This is a genomic window from Acinetobacter sp. Ac_3412 (assembly GCF_013072675.1).
Classification (GTDB): domain Bacteria; phylum Pseudomonadota; class Gammaproteobacteria; order Pseudomonadales; family Moraxellaceae; genus Acinetobacter; species Acinetobacter higginsii.
Genome location: NZ_LXUJ01000011.1, coordinates 390,712 through 407,293, shown reverse-complemented (window position 1 = coordinate 407,293; position 16,582 = coordinate 390,712). Strand labels below are relative to the sequence as shown.

Here is a 16,582-nt window from a genome sequence, read left to right as displayed (position 1 = left end):
CCTCAAGCCTGAATTTCAGCAGTCGACATCCATTTCGGTGTCGCTGGCTGATAATTTGAAAATGCCGTAAGAATATCCTCAATTTGTTCCGCCACAATCAACTTATCGACAAAACGTTCCTGACTAAAGCCGCGCTCAACAGAGCCCTGAATCATCTGGATCAAGCCATCATAGAAGCCATCCACATTTAAAAATGCGCATGGTTTCTGATGAATCCCCAATTGGCTCCATGTCCATTGTTCAAAGATTTCTTCCAGTGTTCCAGCACCACCCGGTAAAGCCACAAAGGCATCGGATAGCTCAGCCATTTTAGTTTTACGCTCATGCATATTTTTAACGATATGCAATTCAGTTAAGCCCGTATGTGCTAGTTCTCGATCGACCAAAGCATCAGGAATCACCCCGATAACTCGCCCACCTGCCTGTAATGCACTATTGGCGACCACTCCCATTAGACCAGAACGGCCACCACCGTAAACCAAGGTTTGACCTTGTGCCGCAATTGCCTGACCCGTTGCCTGCGCCATTTGCTGATAAATGGGATCATTACCGAGAGAAGAACCACAGAAAACACATATAGAATTCATACAATTAAAACCGTTTTATATAACTGTCATGCTGATAAAGTAGGCTATGTAACAAGATTTTTGAGAAAATAACGTTTAGGCAAGTGTTTTTCGTTTCATCCTTGTCTAAAATACACCCTGCTTTCGGTAAACGACCGAAAACATTACACCGACTGCGCGAGGAAAAAAGACATGCTTGAAGCCTTTTATGCCACAGAGCGCGGTAGTCTAGAAGATGCAACCATCAACGGAGGTTTCGATCTCCACCCCGAACTGGTCTGGATTGATCTCATCGCCCCTTCCCAAGAAGAACAACAATGGGTTCTGGATGCGTATGACCGAAACTTACCGACCTTAAAATCGCTTGAAGATATTTCCTCATCTGCACGATTTTACCGTGATGATGATGGAATTTTGCATATCAGTACCTATTTTTTAACAAAGAATAAAAACTTTCAAGTCGATGGTGATACAGACGACTCCTTACCCATGTTAGCAATGGTACAAACGGTTGCATTTATTTTGCATAAAGATCGCCTATTTACCATGCGTGGTGAAAAGTTGGTTGCCTTCCGTGCCTTTCGTGCCCGCGCACGTCGTAATGACTATGATATGGATTATAAAGATCCCACATGGATCTTGCTCGGCCTACTTGAAGCGAAACTGGATGAACTTGCGGATATCTTGGAAGATATCCACAAGGACTTGGAACGATATTCCACAGAAGTCCTGAATAACCATCATCGCGAGAAAATACTCGACTTAGATGACATGATTACCCGCTTAGCCCAACAAGAAGATATGCTGGGAAAGGCACAGCTGTGTTTAATTGATTTACGCCGTGTATTGACCTTTTTAGCACGCCCGCGTGCATTAGGCAGTCACATTTATGATGCTGACATTCGCGAGTTAAGTGAAGATGTTCGCTCTCTAGTCGAACATGATGCCTTCTTATTCCAAAAAGTGCGATTCTTACTGGATACCACTTCTGGATTCATTAATACTGAGCAGAACGACACGATTCGTCGATTCTCGATTTTACCCAGTATGCTTGCGCCCCCAATGCTGATCGCGAGTATTTATGGGATGAACACCGATGTGCTACCTTTTGCTCATGGCAGCCTCAGTTTTTGGATTGTGATTGGTATTCTGATGGCCTTCCTCGTCTTGCCAATGTTTTACTTCCGTTGGAAGAAATGGATCTAAACAGGAAAGGATTATTTCTATTTTTGAGTATAATCCTTTCAATCTCAACAGCTTTTGCATGTGCACCACACTCCCCCAAAGATGTGTTTATTGCACGTGTTCAATCTATACAAAAGCAGTCTTCTCACACCCAAAATCAATTTAAATTTCAGCATGTTCGCTTTGTATTCCAGCATTTTCTCACTAGCTTATTTACACCCAAACCCACCCGATGGCACAGTGATTTTCCAGCCAAAACGATAAAAACAAATGATTTAGTGATTGGTCTTGCCTATCCCGCAGATTCTGCTGCTCCCAATCATTATCGGATCAGCACTATGGCATTATTAGGTTGTGAGAAAAATATCATATCGATCAATCAGCCAATTGCGCCCTTTACGGCCTGGGATAGACAAGTTAAAAGCTGCAATAAAACCCCATCCAGCATCAAATTATTGGATGGTTTTTTAGAATATGATCAAAGTTATTATTTAGAAAAGTTACATCAAAAATATCCAAGCTGTGAGGCGCTATTTTCTGGTTTCCCCAAAAGCGAAGCATAAAAAAGAGAGCTAAAAATAGCTCTCTTTTTCCACTTTGCCAGATCAATCAAATCAATTTCAAATCGTCTTGCAAATGGCAAGCTTGGATGATTTTCAACATCTTCTCAGACACATTTTTAAAGTGCAGACCTTTATTTTCAGGTGTTTGGCGCAACCATTGCACCAACACTGCCAAAGATAAAGTATTGCCTTGTTCAAGCTGGGCCAAATCAACAACCAAAGGAAAATTCTGATGTTGCTGAATATGCTTTAAACCAGCCTGATAGATCTGTTCTGCATTTTCAAAATTAATTGTCTTCGACACAATTAATTGCTGATCAATATATTGAATCACCCGTCACCTACTTATTTTTTGCTAACAGCAGCATCTGCATCTGGTTTAAATGTTGCAATCGCTTTATTGATGTCACCACCATTACGTTGAACCGTTGCCGCAAACTGATTACGGAATTGCAAACCAAGGTCAATACCAGACACATTGATATTACGTACCTTCCATTGATCACCTTTGTCGGTTAACTGGAACGATACTGGAATTTTTTCACCATTGTGCAAGAAGTCTAAAGTAACCACAGGGTTTTTACTGTTGGTCGATTTAAACGGACGCATCGTGTAGCTTTCGTTGGTATATTTAGCGAAAGCACCACCATAGTTCTCAATAATGACCGCACGGAAGTTTTGTTCAAACTGAGCACGTTGAGCAGCATTGGTGTATTGGTTATTCGCATACGTCCCTAACACAATACGGGTAAATGCTTGTGAGTCCACATACGGGTCAAGATTCTGACGAATAATCGTTCTGACCAGAGCTGGATTATTCTGTAATTTTGCATTATCTGCTTTTAAACGAGTAATCAAGCCATCAGCTACGCGCTTAACAAAATCAGGTGGGGTCTCTGTTGGTGCCGCAAATGCTGCACTTGCAAGCATTGTTGATAATACGCTTGCTGTTAGAGTTTGTTTCAATAATGTGTTCACTTCAATCTCCTAACCTGAATTACTCAACAAAAGAGGGTTCTGCTTCAGTCGCCGCTGGCTTTGAAGCTGGACTTTCTGTCGCTGTTGAGCTCGATGTGGCTTTACCAGCACCACCAGTAATAAACTTACTGATTAAATCTTCTAAATCCATTGTACCTTGAGTATTTGAAACTACATCACCACGTTTTAAGTAGTTCACACCACCACCTGGGACAACTTTCAAATATTTCTCACCCAATAGACCATTGGTTGCAACCATAATATAAGCATCTTCATCAAGGCTGGTGATGGAGGTCATGTTAGCAATAAGTTGCTGTTCCATTTCTTTTTGTTTCGCAGCATCAGCTTGTTGATAATCAGCGCTATAGTGCAATTCTTCAAGTGCATTCTTTTGCACTTCTTTCAGTTGCTCTGGGCTAAAGCTGGTCAACTTACCGTCTAGATCAAATTTTACAGTTGCCAAACGTGTCACTGGATCAAGTGTAATCGATTCAACACGGCCAATCGTCACACCACTCATGGTGACTTTCGCACGTGCTTTTAAACCGTTTACGTTATCAAACTGCGCTGTCATGCTGTAGCTATCACGTAAATTAGTACCGACTAAACCACTGACTTTCATCGCAAGAAAAAATAGAGCGATACCGAAGATAATGACAAAAATACCTACGGCCAGCTCACTAGTACGTGATTTCATTAAATCCCTCCGAACATGACCGCAGTCAACACGAAATCAAAACCTAATACACAAAGTGAAGAATATACGACCGTTCTGGTCATTGCAGTCGCGATACCTTCTGGCGTCGGATCACAAGCATAACCTTGATATACCGCTACCCATGTACAAATTAAAGCAAATACAATGCTTTTGATGATAGTGCCGTTAAAAACGTCATGCCAGAATTGTACGCTACTTTGCATACCGCCCCAGAATGAGCCTTCATCCGCACCCAAGAAATCAACACCCACCATCTTGCCACCAATAATACCAATGGTTGCAAAGATTACGGTCAGCATCGGAAGACTGACAATTCCGGCCCATAAACGTGGCGACACGATTTGTCTGAGCGGATCAACTCCGATCATTTCCATGCTGGCAAGTTGTTCACTTTGTTTCATGGAACCAATTTCAGCAGTTAATGCAGAACCGGCACGACCTGCGAAGAGCAATGCAGCAACCACGGAAGCCAATTCACGCAATAGTGTCAATGAAATCGCAGTACCTAGCATTGCCTCACTACCAAAGGTGACCAGAATGCTATACATCTGTAAACCAAGAACAGCACCAATAAACAAACCCGACACAGCGATAATCAGCAGGGACATCACCCCGACACGATACATTTGGTAAATAAAGCGCTGAAACCCACCTTTCGATGGCATGGAAAATAAAACTTGCAAAAGCATCAGTGCCGCAGCACCAATCCCCTTTATCCGCTCAATAACGAGTCTACCTAACCAGGCAATCGCATTCATGGACGAACCTCGTTATCTAAATATGCTTGGTGAGTAAATTGATATTCGACAGGTCCCTCAATCGAACCTGTTAAAAACTGGCGTACAAATGGCGATGCATGATTTTTTAATTGTTCAGGTGAACCTTCACCCTGAATTTTGCCTTCAGCAACCACATAAATATAATCAGCAATCGATAAGGTCTCTGCAACATCATGCGAGACGATAATCGTGGTTAAATCTAAAGCATCACGCAAAGAACGGATTAAGCGGGTTAAAACACCCATCACGATCGGATCTTGGCCTGCAAATGGCTCATCGTACATAATCAATTCAGGGTCTAACGCAATCGCACGTGCCAAAGCAACACGACGGTTCATCCCGCCGGAAAGCTCTGATGGCATCAACTGCTCAGCTCCACGCAAGCCCACTGATTCAAGTTTTAACGCAACTAACTCTGCAATAATATGTTCGGGTAATTTGGTATGTGCGCGGATGGGAAAAGCGACATTTTCATAGGTCGACATATCGGTAAATAATGCACCACTCTGGAATAGCATTCCCATACGTGCACGTGCAGCGAATAATTCTTGACGCGACATTGTCGCAATATCTTTACCGTCGAGCAGCACTTCACCATGATCAGGAAGCAATTGGCCACCAATCAAACGTAATAAAGTCGTCTTACCCGTACCAGACGGTCCCATAATTGCAGTAATTTGACCACGTCGAATTTTAAGACTGATATCGTCATAAATGACGCGTTCTCCTCGATTAAAGCTCAAGTTTTTAACTTCAATTAAGGCTTCGGTATCGAGAGGAGATTTGTTATTCATAATGGCATTCATTCCTGCACTTTTTATGCACGCATACTATACACTGAAACATTAAACGCTTGTTTTTATTTTGATAACCGATGGTACGAAGATTATTTAATTTATGTAGTTATTCTTCGAATCAGTTTGGCTGGTGGTATGTTGAGAATTGACATTAAAAGCATCAGAGTGACTGGTATCAAAAAGTGCATAGGCAAAGAACAAGCCATTACAAAGCATCAGAATGACAAATAGACACGGCAGTCCTTCACTACACATGAAAGACCACATTTGACTCAAAAGACTTTTATTTTGCTTAACCCTATTCATTTCTTATATAAAATTTGAATTAGTACACATTTTTAAGATTTTACATGACTAACACAAAATAAAAAAGCCAGTTTTTCAACTGGCTTCTTGTTTTCATCGGTTTTAAACGATTAAAAATCGTTTTTGCGACGACGGTCACCACCGAAAGTTTCTTCACGTGTACCGCGTGCTGGGCTATCTTCACCAAACTTACGTTTTGGACGATCTTCACCGCCGAAGCTGCGTTTTGGACGATCTTCACCACCGAAGCTACGCTTTGGACGGTCATCACCACCGAAGCTACGCTTACGGTCGCCAAAACCACCTTCACGTTGAGCAGGACGATCACCAAAATCACGTTTTGGACGGTCGCCGAAGCTACCTTCACGACGTGGTTTGTAATCTACACGGTTGCCACGGTTGTCATCATTCGAATCAAAACGCGGTTTATCATTGAAACCACCTTCACGACGTGGGCGATCAGAGTTGAACTCGCGACGTGGACGATCTTCACCACCAAAACTACGCTTTGGACGGTCTTCGAAACCACCTTCACGACGTGGACGATCAGAGTTGAACTCGCGACGTGGACGGTCTTCAAAACCACCTTCACGGCGTGGACGATCTGAATTGAATTCACGACGTGGACGGTCTTCAAAACCACCTTCACGGCGTGGACGATCTGAATTGAATTCGCGACGTGGACGATCTTCACCACCAAATGATGGACGTTCGCCACGAGGCTTGTCATCGAAGCTACGACGTGGACGGTCATCACCACCTTCACGGCGTTTGAAATTGCTTTCGCCTTCAAAACGACGACCACCGCCGAAACCGCCACGACCGCCATCACGGCCGCCACGACCACGACCACTGCCATCACGGCCACGACCACCACCATCACGACCTGAACGCGCAGGAGGTGGAGATGGCTCAAGACCTTCAATTTCAGATACATTTAAACGTGCATCTAAGTAATCTTCTAACGCACGGATTTTACCACGCTCGCGGTAAGTCGCTAAAGTAACGGCTTGACCTGTACGACCAGCACGACCTGTACGACCGATACGGTGCACATAGTCTTCGTTTTTCATCGGTAAACCGAAGTTAATTACGTGTGAAATTGTTGGTACGTCTAAACCACGCGCTGCAACATCAGTCGCAACTAAGATTTTTGCACGACCTTCACGAATGCTACGTAAACGACGGTTACGAACGGTTTGTGGCATTGCACCGTGCAACGCAACAACTGAGTGACCAGCTTCAGCTAATTCTTCAGCAAGCATATCTGTATCTTCTTGCGTGCTTGCGAATACAACAGCTTGATCTACTGATTCGTCAGATAACCAATGCGTAAGTAATTTTTTCTTGTGTTCGAAACCATCAGTCCAATGCAATGTTTGCGTTACATCAGTATTGGTACTGTGACCAGTTTCAATTGCAATACGTTGTGGATCATTCATCATGCGTTCAGCAAGACGGATAATACGATCCGCAAATGTTGCAGAGAACATTAATGTTTGTTTACGGTTTGCTGCTAATTCACCAATTGCCTCTAGATCTTCAGAGAAACCTAGATCAAGCATACGGTCAGCTTCATCAACAATTAATGATTCAACTTTATCAAGTTTAATTTGACGACGGTTTACAAGATCAAGTAAACGACCTGGAGTCGCAACAACAACTTGTGCACCTTTAAGCTGTTGAATTTGCTTACCAAAAGGCATACCACCCATGATTGCAGCAATACGAACACCTTTCATGTGACGTACAAATGCAATTGCGTCTTGGCTCACTTGTTGAGCCAATTCACGTGTAGGAGAAATAACTAAAATTGTAGGCTGAGTGACTGCTTTCATACGGTCTTTAAAAGAAACAAATGCTTCTTCGCCCGCTAACGCATTTAACGTAGGTAATAAAAATGCGGCAGTTTTACCTGAACCAGTTTGGCTCGAAACTAATAAATCTTTCCCTTCTAATGCAGCGGGAATCGCTTGTTCTTGCACAGGAGTTGGTGTAGTAAAACCTAAACCTTCAAGCGCTTGTTGTAAGGTTTCGTGTAAAGAAAATTCGGCAAAAGTTTTGCTCATAGAGAGTTTCACCCTAATGGGTGCTCCATTTTAATAAATGCTAAAAAATAGACATCGGCAACAAGCGGCAAAGCGACTCAAGCTGAAAAATAGATGAAGTTCAGCGGCGATCCGAATAACGACGATGTGGACTTAACGCACGCTTGATTACTGCTTCAACCTGAAGAATCGCTAAGCGATTTGGGCGCAAGATGTGGTCCTCTCTACGGACAGCGTGCGCTAATAATGAATAGAACTGAATGTTCAGGTAATGAACTGGAATTTAAGTGCGTGGGCGGATTATAGCAGAATAATTTTAAAAGTCACCCTTTTTAATAGGTTTTTTCAATTTCATCACACTTTATATTTGTATCCAAGCCATAGTAAAAACAAAAGATTAAGAATAATTAGGTACTTGAGTAAAAATTCTTCCTATATCTAAAGATTCATCATTTAATATATTTTCAATCGTGCTTACTAAACACTCTATAGTCATTTCTTTAAGAACCAGCATATCAGCACTCCAAAAATAGGGACCGAAAGCAGACTCACCAGCTCTATTATCTTTAATCATTAAATATTGAATATTTGCTAGCGTAAAAGCACTTCCAGAAAATGTCTTACCATTAACAGTTAATAACCAAAAATCAATATTTTGCTCTTCAATATTATCTATCTGTATTTCATGATGTGTCTCTATATAAAATCGCTCGTCCTCATAAATAATCTTCATAACTGCCCCACTAAGCTGAAAATAAAAAGCCCTCAAACATTGAGGGCTTTTTTAGAATTCGGCAAATTATTTTGCAGCATCGCCCCAAGCAGGAACTACGGTTTGCATCAATGGTTTTAACATCTTGAGTGAACAAGCAATCACTTGACCATTATCCAATGAATCATTGCCACCACGAGCATCAACAATAACGCCGCCCGCTTCTTTCACAATCAACTCACCTGCAGCGATATCCCATGGTTTTAAACCAAGTTCAAAGAAACCATCAAAACGGCCTGCAGCAACATAAGCCAAATCAAGTGCAGCTGAACCACCACGACGGATTTGCGCACCAGATTTAGTCACTGCCAATAATGAAGCAAAATGCTGTTCTGCATAAGAAACAATTTCGCCATTACGTTTTGCACGGTATGGATGACCAACCGCAAGGAAAGTGTTTTCTAAGCTTTCTTTTACATTGACACGGATACGGCGTTGGTTCATCACTGCACCACGACCGCGGCTTGCAGAGAATAATTCATCACGCACAGGATCATAGATCACACCGTGTTGAGTAACACCTTTGTGCTGTACAGCAATAGAAATACAAAAATGCGGGAAACCATTAATAAAGTTTTGTGTGCCATCTAAAGGATCAATCACCCAGCACCAATCTGCATCGTGACCTTTACCTTCTTGCATACCAAACTCTTCGCCAAGGAAGCTGTGGTTTTTATAACTTTTACGGAGGGTATCAATTGTAAGTTGTTCCAAGTAACGATCGACGCGCGTTACTGGACCATCGATGCCTTTTTCTTCAACTTGCAAATCGAGTTTATGACGATTTTGATGTGCCTTTAAAAGCTCTTGACCAACTGTTTGAGCCGCACGCGCAGCCATAACCACCATAGGTTCCATTGAACACCCACTACAAATTTGAAGATTTTGACAAAGAATAATGCATAAAAGCGCGTATATTCTAGCAAATATAAGCGCTTTTAGGGGAAAAATGTTGCGAAAAATTATTTTCGCTTTTACATGAGCTTATAGATTAAAACCAAGCCTGCTCAATTGAAGTTAAAATTCCCTGACTGTCTAAACCACAATCTTGCAACATTTGCTGATGTGTTGCCTGATGTAAGAAGCTATCTGGCAAACCAATATTCAAAATCGGCTTAAGAATCTTCGCACGTGCTAAGAACTCATTCACAGCACTCCCCGCACCAGCCATCACGGCATGTTCTTCTACCGTTACAAAGAGCTGGGTCTTTGGAGCCAAATCACGAAGCATTTGCTCATCTAAAGGCTTCACAAAGCGCATATTCACCACACGCACACCCATCGAGTGTTTGTTCGCAAATTGCTGAGCGGCTTCTACCGATGCTGCAACACGACTACCAAAAGCAAGGACACTGATCTGCTGTTCAGCATCCATATTAAATTCAGCAACGATTTCAGCTTTACCAATTTCCATCGCTGTCATTTGCTGTTGAATCTCAACGCCTGTACCCACCCCACGTGGATAGCGCACTGCCGTTGGCCCGTTGTAGAGATAAGCGGTATGCAGCATTTGGCGGCATTCGTTTTCGTCTTTCGGTGCCATGATCACCATGTTAGGTACGGTACGCATATAGGCGTAATCATAAGCACCAGCATGGGTTGGGCCATCTTCACCCACTAAACCAGCTCGATCAATACCAAAGGTGACATCCAGATTTTGCAAGGCAACATCATGAATCAATTGATCATAACCACGTTGTAAGAAGGTTGAATAAATCGCAACAACGGGTTTAAGCCCTTCACATGCCATACCTGCAGCCAAAGTCACTGCGTGCTGCTCTGCAATAGCAACATCAAAGAAACGCTCAGGATATTGCTGCGCAAATTGCACCATGCCAGAGCCTTCACACATCGCTGGGGTAATCGCGAGTAAGCGTTCATCTTGCGCTGCTTCATCACATAACCATTGCCCAAATACATCTGAATATTTTGGAGGTGATTTTTTTGCAGGTGTAGTTGCTGCTGGTGCAATTTTGGTAATCGCATGATAGGTAATCGGATCTGCTTCCGCTGGTGCGAAACCTTTCCCTTTTTTCGTATAAATATGAACCAGACGTGGACCTTTACGCTTTTTAAGCGCATGGAAAACTTGCGCCAACTGATCCACATCATGACCATCAAATGGCCCAAAATAATCAAAACCAATCGCTTTAAATAAGTTATCCGCGGCATCTGTCGCAGATTGGTGTAAACGAGAGTTATATGTCCACTTCGGGTGCGGTTGAACATAGGCTTCGCCTTGTTCATTTACATTGACCAGTTGACCTGTTTCCCAAATCGCAGCCAAGTGTTTCGCAAAACCACCGGTACTGCAAGAGATCGACATATCATTGTCATTTAAGACGACGATCAAGTCTGCATCATGCGCAACCGCATCATTCATGGCTTCAAAAGCCATGCCCGCTGTCATTGCACCATCACCGACGATTGCCACAACATCGCACGGATCGTTCTGATAACGACGCGCCAAGGCCATACCCAGACCTGCCGAAATTGCAGTAGATGAATGTCCAACACCAAAGGTATCGAACTCAGATTCATCACGCGCTGGAAATGCAGCTAAACCATCTTTACTACGAATCGTGGTAATTCGATCACGACGACCTGTCAGCACTTTATGAGGATAAGCTTGATGGCCCACATCCCACACTAAACGGTCATCAGGTGTGTTAAAACAATAATGCAGCGCAACAGTCAGTTCGACTACACCTAAATTTGCACCAAAGTGACCGCCACTTTGCCCTGCTGCATACAAAATATATTGACGTAACTCATCTGCAACTTGTACAAGTTGGCTTTGCTCGAGCTGACGTAATTGTTGCGGATGATCAATTCCATCTAACAATGGCGTAACAGGGCGTTGAGTTGGAATTTCGGTATACAACATAATGTGGCAAAGCCTTTTTAAGCCTGGCAAGTCCGAAGCTGGGTTTTAAATGGGGGCAATCATACAATTAAATACGATCTACCTTCAATCAGCCACACGTGCGAATGATGTAGTGCTGAACATTCTCATGCAAATTTTAAAGAATGACCCTTAGATTATCCTGAATTATGTCACTGTTTATCAACCATTATTGTGTGCTTTGTATGAAAAAGAAAAAGTTATGTGAAAAATCAGAAATTCCAGTTCACGCAATCTTCAAACATTAGGCTATACTCGAACTGTTTTTATTATCATAGTGAGCTCTCTGTGCCGATTGAATTTATTGCAACATCAAAGCTTCCCACCGCTTTTGGTGACTTCAATATTTCCGTGTTTCAAGACCCTGCAACTGGCGAAGAACATGTGGCGCTATCTAAAGGTTTAGAAACGGCTCCAGATCAGCCTGTACTCGTGCGCATCCATTCAGAATGCTTAACAGGCGATGCTTTCGCTTCGCTCAAATGTGATTGTGGACCGCAACTACAAGCCACACAAAGCTTGATTAATGAAGCTGGTCAAGGCGTGATTCTTTATCTTCGTCAAGAAGGCCGTGGTATCGGTTTAACCAATAAGATTCGTGCTTATGCCTTGCAAGATCAAGGTCATGATACGGTTGATGCGAACCTGTTATTGAACTTGCCTGCTGATGCGCGTCGTTATGATATGTGCAGCATTATGTTGGATCACCTTCAGATTAAAGAAGTGAAACTACTGACCAATAATCCACTTAAACTAAAAGCCTTGACTGATCTCGGCATCAATGTGGTTGAGCGTGTTCCATTAACGGTAGGTCGCAATCCTTTCAATGAACAATATTTAAAAACCAAACGTGAACGTATGGATCATCTGTATAAAAAAGATGACTTTTAATTCATTTTCCAAAACGTTTAAAAATAAATCAGTTAAAGGGTTTTTATTGTAAAAAATAAAAAACCCTTACTTTTTTTATGGGTTTTATGTTTTGATATAAGCAATCCCTAGATCACTTTCAGAGGATCATCATGCAACATCCAACTTCAGTTGATATTCAACGTGTTCGTGAGTTTTTACTCGATCTACAGGCACGGATTTGTGCAGGACTAGAGCAACAGGAACGTGCAGGCGGTGGTACCGCGGAATTTATCATTGATGATTGGCAACGAACCGAAGGTGGCGGTGGTCGCTCTCGTGTTTTGCAAAATGGTGAAGTGATTGAAAAAGGTGGGGTCATGTTCTCCCACATCAATATTAGTAAGCTTCCTGCATCTGCTACTGAACGGCATCCACAAATTGCTGGGGCGAAAGCGCAAGCCTTGGGTGTATCACTGGTGATTCACCCGAAAAACCCCAATATTCCAACCTCTCATGCCAATGTTCGCCTATTTGTGGCGGAGCCTGAAGGCCAAGATCCTGTGTGGTGGTTTGGTGGTGGCTTTGACCTAACCCCATTTTATCCAGATGAGCAAGATGTTCAAAACTGGCATCAAACCGCGTATGACCTGTGTCAGCCTTTTGGCGACACGGTTTACGCCGAGCACAAACAATGGTGTGATGATTATTTCTATCTAAAGCATCGTGATGAACAGCGTGGTGTCGGTGGTTTGTTCTTTGATGACTTAAATCAATGGGATTTTGAAACCTGCTTTAAATATATCCAAGCCGTGGGTAATGGCTATTTAGCCGCGATCTTGCCGATTTTTGAAAAGCACCGTGAGCAGCCATATACCGAAGCTCAGCGTGAATTCCAACTGTATCGTCGTGGTCGTTATGTCGAATATAACTTGGTTTATGACCGCGGTACCTTGTTTGGCTTACAAACTGGTGGTCGTATCGAATCAATCTTGGTGAGTTTGCCAAATCTTGCAGGTTGGTCGTATCGCCCTGAGTGGGATGAGGACTCAGCAGAGAAACGTCTCACTGATTATTATCTAAAACCTAGAGATTGGTTAGGTTTGAATGCCTAACTATCTAAAAGCCAAAGCAACCATCTGCTTTGGCTTTTTTCTTAATCTAAATGCATCCGATACTCAATAATCCCTGGCCTTTCTGCAATCCAGTCATAGAGTTTCTGTGCCGTATGATTCGTTTCCTGTGTATGCCAGTATAAGCGATCACACTGATGTTCCCTCGCTTGTTGCTGCACATATTCGATTAATTGCTTTCCGATCAACTGCCCCCTTTGTGCTGGTGAAACAAATAAATCTTCTAAATAACAATAGTTATTTTTCGCCCAAGTTGAACGATGAATAACGTAATGTACAAAACCTAAAAGCTGATCTCCTTGTTTTGCAACTGCACAATAGACAGGCTCAGTTTGGTCAAAAAAACGTTGCCATGTGGTTTGTGTGATAGTGCTAGACAGTTCCACCTTGTAAAAATTCTGATAGGCCAGCCAAAAGGGTATCCACTGTTGATAGTCATCTTGTTGCACAGGAATCACTTGGATGTCTTGATGATGCATGAAGTTTTCCTCAAATTTTATAGTCTTGGAAATGAGAGTTCGTAGTGTAGTTTTGATTGTGGATGGTTTATAAGATACAGTTTTGATCTATTTGACAGTACCAGTTTACTCGAAATGAAAAGTTCATCTGTTGCTCATTTTCCCCATCTCGTCTTAGCACAAGGCAACATTAAAGACGCCTTATATACGGCCTTACATACGGCCATTCTAGATGGCAGGCTCCATGCTGGAGCAAAGCTTCCTTCAAGTCGTGCTTTAGCAGAAATGATGTCTATCTCTCGTAACTCGGTTTTAGCAGCATTAGAGCGCTTATTGGATGAAGGTTATCTCATCACTAAACCAAGTTCTGGAACCTACGTCAGCGCGGTTATCCCTGACCAATTCATTCAAGTACAAGCTCAACCCACCATTCATTCTTCAATAACAGCTCAAAACTTAGATATTAATCAAAATCTGGCCCAACATCTTAAAACTTGGCAATTACAACAAGCATCACAAGAGAAAAGAGTGTTTCATGTAGGAGTCGGATGTGTTGATCTTTTCCCACACCCACTTTGGGGGAAATTGCTTGGTCAAGCTTGGCGGCAGTCATACCACCGACTGGGGCAAGCGCATGACCCTCGTGGTTACCTGGCTCTACGACAAGCAATTTGCAACTATGTTCGTTCAACACGCGGCTTGAATTGCACAACACAACAAATTTTGATTGTGAACGGCACCCAACAAGCCATCCATTTAACCGCTTTCGCCTTATTGCAGAAGCAGGATCAGGTCTGCATGGATGAACCTGGTTATGATGCAGCTTTAGCAGTTTTTCAGAGTTTTGGGGCAAAAACACAACCTATTTTAAGTGATGATGAAGGGATGAATATTCCAGACATCATTCAAAATCATGCACAAAGTAAATTGATTTATACAACACCCTCACACCATTTTCCATTAGGCGGTACATTAAGTTTAAAGCGCCGTTTAATGCTGTTGGAGTGGGCTGCGCAACAGCAAAAGTGGATTTTTGAAGATGACTATAATAGTGAGTTTCGTTACGGCTCTCGTGCTATTCAAGCCTTACAAGGGTTAGATCAGCAACAACGTGTGATTTACTCGGGAACCTTTTCCAAAATGATGTTTCCTGAGTTTCGTTTAGGGTTTATGGTCATTCCTGATTCATTGATGGATCTTTTTTGTCTTGCTAAAAAACAGATCGACAGCCAATGTTCCTATTTAGAACAAGTTGCTTTAAGCCTCTTTATCCAAGAGGGTCACTATGCGAGGCATGTCAGAAAAGTTCGTAAAACCTGTTTTGAGCGCCAACAGGTCTTGATTCGCGCGATCCAAACCTATCTCGCAGATATTTTAACAATTCAAATAACTGACTCAGGAATACATTTACTCTGTTGGTTAAATCCAGATTGGACGGAACAAGAGTTTATTGCTTACTGCTTAAAGGTTGATTTGGCGGTTCAACCCCTTTCTCGATATTGCCAAACCGACGCTTCCCAAAGTGCAGTCTTATTTGGTTATGCCGCACATCAACCTGATGAAATTTGGCGCAATATCCAAAAGCTGGCTGAAGCCATCAAAGCATCCATGATCTGATTGCGATTAGATCAATAACTTTATACACTTCAGCTATTTTCTTCAGTTGATCGTCGTACAATGACCAAACAATTTGCTGTAATTGGAAATCCGATTGAACAATCCCGCTCACCTGAGCTTCACCATGCGTTTGCAGCAAAAACTGGGGTCGATCTACACTATAAAAAAATCCTTGCACCCTTAGATGGCTTTGAAAGCACTGCAAAAGCTTTTTTTGCTCAGAATGGTATTGGTATGAATGTGACTGTACCATTTAAAGAACAAGCCTTTGCCCTTTGCGACCAATTGACTGAACGCGCCAAGATCGCCAAAGCTGTCAATACGTTGTGGATGCAGGACGGCAAACTGTATGGCGATAATACCGATGGTCAGGGCTTAGTTGCAGCAATTCAGGCATTGGGTTGGGAACTAAAAGAGAGTCGTATTTTAATTTTAGGGGCTGGCGGTGCAACCCGCGGTGTCATCTACCCTTTGGTACAGGCAGGCGCAAAACAGATTGTGATCGCTAATCGTACCCTTACCCGAGCTGAGCAACTCGTTGACGATTTAAAAGATGCTGTGCCGCACGCAGAACTTAAAGTAACAGGCTTAGATCAACTCGTAGGTGAGTTTGATGTTGTGATTAATGCGACATCTGCGAGCTTAACAGGTGATGTCCTACAACTGCCTGAAAGTTTAGTGTTCCATCACGCTTATGAAATGGCTTATGGCAAACCATCTAGCTTTCTAGATCAGGCCAAACAACGCCAAATTCCATCTACTGATGGTTTCGGTATGCTGGTCGGTCAAGCGATTGAAGCATTCTCGATCTGGAATGGGGTAAAACCAGAACTAAAAGACTTTTTATAATCGCCAAAGCACAAAATAAAAAACCTGCACTTTGCAGGTTTTTTATTGGGATAAAGAAA

General features: G+C 42.6%; 17 protein-coding genes. 6 read left to right on the top strand and 11 right to left on the bottom strand.

The features are described 5' to 3' along the window. Positions 1 to 2: 2 nt before the first annotated feature. Positions 3 to 587 carry a TIGR00730 family Rossman fold protein gene (locus A7P54_RS14675; RefSeq protein ID WP_005317951.1) on the bottom strand — a complete coding sequence of 195 codons (585 nt, stop codon included), beginning with the start codon at positions 585 to 587 and terminating at the stop codon, positions 3 to 5. 171 nt (positions 588 to 758) lie between these two features. On the opposite strand from A7P54_RS14675, the gene A7P54_RS14670 reads away from it, so the two are divergent. Then, positions 759 to 1,772, top strand: coding sequence for a magnesium and cobalt transport protein CorA (locus A7P54_RS14670; RefSeq protein WP_004657647.1), 1,014 nt, complete (start codon positions 759 to 761; stop codon positions 1,770 to 1,772). Continuing rightward, the gene (locus A7P54_RS14665) at positions 1,763 to 2,314 is read left to right on the top strand and encodes a hypothetical protein (protein WP_171550085.1); all 552 of its coding nucleotides are present in this window, start codon (positions 1,763 to 1,765) and stop codon (positions 2,312 to 2,314) included. Before A7P54_RS14670 ends, A7P54_RS14665 begins: the two co-directional genes overlap by 10 nt. A 46-nt stretch (positions 2,315 to 2,360) precedes the next feature. Here A7P54_RS14665 and A7P54_RS14660 read toward each other — a convergent pair whose 3' ends face one another. From A7P54_RS14660 to dxs, 9 genes are all read right to left on the bottom strand, one after another. Further along, the gene (locus A7P54_RS14660) at positions 2,361 to 2,648 is read right to left on the bottom strand and encodes an STAS domain-containing protein (RefSeq protein WP_004657643.1); all 288 of its coding nucleotides are present in this window, start codon (positions 2,646 to 2,648) and stop codon (positions 2,361 to 2,363) included. A gap of 11 nt (positions 2,649 to 2,659) precedes the next feature. Then, positions 2,660 to 3,292, bottom strand: a complete 633-nt coding sequence (locus A7P54_RS14655; RefSeq protein WP_004804079.1) for an ABC transporter substrate-binding protein — start codon at positions 3,290 to 3,292, stop codon at positions 2,660 to 2,662. 19 nt (positions 3,293 to 3,311) lie between these two features. Next, a complete protein-coding gene (locus A7P54_RS14650) occupies positions 3,312 to 3,989 on the bottom strand; it encodes an outer membrane lipid asymmetry maintenance protein MlaD (RefSeq protein WP_016162220.1) in 678 nt (225 codons plus the stop codon). After that, positions 3,989 to 4,768 carry a lipid asymmetry maintenance ABC transporter permease subunit MlaE gene (gene mlaE, locus A7P54_RS14645; RefSeq protein WP_005201238.1) on the bottom strand — a complete coding sequence of 260 codons (780 nt, stop codon included), beginning with the start codon at positions 4,766 to 4,768 and terminating at the stop codon, positions 3,989 to 3,991. The genes A7P54_RS14650 and mlaE overlap by 1 nt, the downstream gene beginning before the upstream one ends. Then, positions 4,765 to 5,583 (bottom strand): ABC transporter ATP-binding protein, encoded by an 819-nt coding sequence (locus tag A7P54_RS14640; protein WP_004804074.1) that lies wholly within the window; start codon positions 5,581 to 5,583, stop codon positions 4,765 to 4,767. Before A7P54_RS14640 ends, mlaE begins: the two co-directional genes overlap by 4 nt. 419 nt (positions 5,584 to 6,002) lie before the next feature. After that, a complete protein-coding gene (locus A7P54_RS14635) occupies positions 6,003 to 7,961 on the bottom strand; it encodes a DEAD/DEAH box helicase (RefSeq protein WP_171550019.1) in 1,959 nt (652 codons plus the stop codon). 376 nt (positions 7,962 to 8,337) lie between these two features. Next, entirely contained in the window at positions 8,338 to 8,673 is a 336-nt protein-coding gene (locus A7P54_RS14630) for a hypothetical protein (protein ID WP_005201240.1), read from the bottom strand. A 66-nt stretch (positions 8,674 to 8,739) separates the two neighbouring features. After that, on the bottom strand, positions 8,740 to 9,570 hold the full coding sequence (locus A7P54_RS14625; RefSeq protein WP_005201241.1) for an inositol monophosphatase family protein: 831 nt from the start codon (positions 9,568 to 9,570) through the stop codon (positions 8,740 to 8,742). Positions 9,571 to 9,703: 133 nt separating this feature from the next. Continuing rightward, the gene (dxs, locus tag A7P54_RS14620; protein ID WP_171550018.1) at positions 9,704 to 11,599 is read right to left on the bottom strand and encodes a 1-deoxy-D-xylulose-5-phosphate synthase; all 1,896 of its coding nucleotides are present in this window, start codon (positions 11,597 to 11,599) and stop codon (positions 9,704 to 9,706) included. A gap of 306 nt (positions 11,600 to 11,905) precedes the next feature. Here dxs and ribA point away from each other — a divergent pair, with 306 nt between their 5' ends. Next, positions 11,906 to 12,508, top strand: coding sequence for a GTP cyclohydrolase II (ribA, locus tag A7P54_RS14615; protein ID WP_004804065.1), 603 nt, complete (start codon positions 11,906 to 11,908; stop codon positions 12,506 to 12,508). A gap of 131 nt (positions 12,509 to 12,639) precedes the next feature. Continuing rightward, positions 12,640 to 13,581, top strand: coding sequence for an oxygen-dependent coproporphyrinogen oxidase (gene hemF, locus A7P54_RS14610; RefSeq protein WP_171550017.1), 942 nt, complete (start codon positions 12,640 to 12,642; stop codon positions 13,579 to 13,581). Between the two features lie 41 nt (positions 13,582 to 13,622). Here the strand turns inward: hemF and A7P54_RS14605 are convergent, their stop codons facing one another. After that, positions 13,623 to 14,078, bottom strand: coding sequence for a GNAT family N-acetyltransferase (locus A7P54_RS14605; RefSeq protein WP_171550016.1), 456 nt, complete (start codon positions 14,076 to 14,078; stop codon positions 13,623 to 13,625). Between the two features lie 114 nt (positions 14,079 to 14,192). Between A7P54_RS14605 and A7P54_RS14600 the strand changes: the two genes are divergently transcribed. Then, positions 14,193 to 15,674 carry a PLP-dependent aminotransferase family protein gene (locus A7P54_RS14600; RefSeq protein ID WP_171550015.1) on the top strand — a complete coding sequence of 494 codons (1,482 nt, stop codon included), beginning with the start codon at positions 14,193 to 14,195 and terminating at the stop codon, positions 15,672 to 15,674. A 60-nt stretch (positions 15,675 to 15,734) separates the two neighbouring features. After that, positions 15,735 to 16,523 carry a shikimate dehydrogenase gene (gene aroE / locus A7P54_RS14595; protein WP_171550014.1) on the top strand — a complete coding sequence of 263 codons (789 nt, stop codon included), beginning with the start codon at positions 15,735 to 15,737 and terminating at the stop codon, positions 16,521 to 16,523. Positions 16,524 to 16,582: the final 59 nt, after the last annotated feature.

Bases quoted from the DNA above. Each gene is read 5' to 3' on its own strand.
- A7P54_RS14670 (WP_004657647.1), top strand. From the start codon at position 759: ATGCTTGAAGCCTTTTATGCCACAGAGCGCGGTAGTCTAGAAGATGCA.
- A7P54_RS14625 (WP_005201241.1), bottom strand. From the start codon at position 9,570: ATGGAACCTATGGTGGTTATGGCTGCGCGTGCGGCTCAAACAGTTGGT.
- mlaE (WP_005201238.1), bottom strand. From the start codon at position 4,768: ATGAATGCGATTGCCTGGTTAGGTAGACTCGTTATTGAGCGGATAAAG.
- aroE (WP_171550014.1), top strand. From the start codon at position 15,735: ATGACCAAACAATTTGCTGTAATTGGAAATCCGATTGAACAATCCCGC.
- A7P54_RS14600 (WP_171550015.1), top strand. From the start codon at position 14,193: ATGAAAAGTTCATCTGTTGCTCATTTTCCCCATCTCGTCTTAGCACAA.
- dxs (WP_171550018.1), bottom strand. From the start codon at position 11,599: ATGTTGTATACCGAAATTCCAACTCAACGCCCTGTTACGCCATTGTTA.
- A7P54_RS14635 (WP_171550019.1), bottom strand. From the start codon at position 7,961: ATGAGCAAAACTTTTGCCGAATTTTCTTTACACGAAACCTTACAACAA.
- A7P54_RS14650 (WP_016162220.1), bottom strand. From the start codon at position 3,989: ATGAAATCACGTACTAGTGAGCTGGCCGTAGGTATTTTTGTCATTATC.
- A7P54_RS14675 (WP_005317951.1), bottom strand. From the start codon at position 587: ATGAATTCTATATGTGTTTTCTGTGGTTCTTCTCTCGGTAATGATCCC.
- A7P54_RS14640 (WP_004804074.1), bottom strand. From the start codon at position 5,583: ATGAATAACAAATCTCCTCTCGATACCGAAGCCTTAATTGAAGTTAAA.
- A7P54_RS14605 (WP_171550016.1), bottom strand. From the start codon at position 14,078: ATGCATCATCAAGACATCCAAGTGATTCCTGTGCAACAAGATGACTAT.
- hemF (WP_171550017.1), top strand. From the start codon at position 12,640: ATGCAACATCCAACTTCAGTTGATATTCAACGTGTTCGTGAGTTTTTA.
- A7P54_RS14630 (WP_005201240.1), bottom strand. From the start codon at position 8,673: ATGAAGATTATTTATGAGGACGAGCGATTTTATATAGAGACACATCAT.
- A7P54_RS14665 (WP_171550085.1), top strand. From the start codon at position 1,763: ATGGATCTAAACAGGAAAGGATTATTTCTATTTTTGAGTATAATCCTT.